This window comes from Amycolatopsis sp. NPDC051071 (assembly GCF_040682875.1).
Lineage (GTDB): Bacteria > Actinomycetota > Actinomycetes > Mycobacteriales > Pseudonocardiaceae > Amycolatopsis.
Genome location: NZ_JBFBBY010000330.1, coordinates 1 through 1,316 on the forward strand (window position 1 = coordinate 1; position 1,316 = coordinate 1,316).

1 protein-coding gene is annotated in these 1,316 nt (G+C 68.8%); it reads left to right on the plus strand.

What is annotated here, in order from left to right; all coding sequences use genetic code 11:
• The first annotated feature begins 157 nt into the window (after window positions 1-157).
• Window positions 158-1,306: an ISAs1 family transposase gene (locus AB0M65_RS40850; protein ID WP_364041064.1), complete on the plus strand. Its 1,149-nt coding sequence runs from the start codon at window positions 158-160 to the stop codon at window positions 1,304-1,306.
• Window positions 1,307-1,316: the final 10 nt, after the last annotated feature.

The following is a 1,316-nucleotide window of genomic DNA, read 5'->3' on the forward strand; positions in this document are numbered from 1 at the left end:
GCGCAGGGCCCCGGCAAAGTCGGTGTGGGCCTGGATGAGGGCAGGCACGGTCTCTGGTTGATCATGTGGTGTGTCTAGGACCCCATGATCATGTGAGAGAGCCGTGCCTGCCTCGTCATCATCGTTGATGCCTGCTTGTTTCGATCATCTGGCCCCGGTGGCCGGTGGTGTGGCCGAGGAGGATGTGTTCGGTCTGGCCGATCATCTGGCCTTGGTGCCGGACCCGCGTCAACGGCGCGGGGTGCGGCATCGGCTGGGTTCGGTTTTGCTGATCGCCGCAGCGGCGGTGTGTGCCGGGGCCCGGTCGTTCGCCGCGATCGGTGAGTGGGCCGCGGATGCTCCGCAGCAGGTCCTGGCCCGGCTGGCGGCCCGGCGTGATCCCGGCGGGGGCCGGTATATGCCTCCGGGTGAGTCCACGGTGCGGCGTGTTCTGCAGCGGGTGGACGCCGAGGCCGTGGACGCGGCGATCTGCGCGTGGTTGCAGGAACGCCTCGCCCGGATGCCCGCGGCCACCGACGGGTCGGCTGAGGCGATCGCGGTGGACGGCAAGACCCTGCGTGGCACCCGGTGCGGCGACAACGCCCGCGGGGTGCACCTGTTCTCCGCGCTGACCCACCGTCACGGCACCGTTCTGGCCCAGGCCCCGGTGGCGGCCAAGACCAGTGAGGTCTTCTGGTTCGCGCCGCTGCTGGACCGGATCGACCTGACCGGGATGGTGGTCACCGCGGACGCCCTGCATACCGTCGCCGGTAGCGCCGATTACCTGGTCGCGGAACGCAACGCGGACTACGTGTTCGTGGTCAAACGCAACCGGCACCACCTGCACGCCCGGCTCACCACCCTGCCCTGGACCGACACGCCCGGGCACGTCACCCTCGACACCGGCCACGGCCGCCGTGAACGACGCACTATCCGGGTGCTACCCGCGCCCGAGGACGTCACGTTTCCCCATGCGGCACAAGTGTTTCTCCTCGAACGCCACGTCACCTACACCGCTACCGGCAACACCCACCACGAGACCGTGCTGGGCATCACCAGCCTGACCGCGGACCGCGCCGGACCAGACCGGATCGCCGACCTGGCCCGCGGCCACTGGTGCATCGAGAACAGATTGCACTGGGTCCGCGACGTCACCTACGGCGAAGACGCCTCCCACATCCGCACCGGCAACGCACCCCGCGTGATGGCCGGACTACGCAACCTCGCCATCAGCCAACTACGACTGACCGGCCACCCCAACATCGCCGCCGGACTACGCCACAACGCCCGCGACCACACCCGACCACTACAACTACTCGGACTCTGACCACCAACCA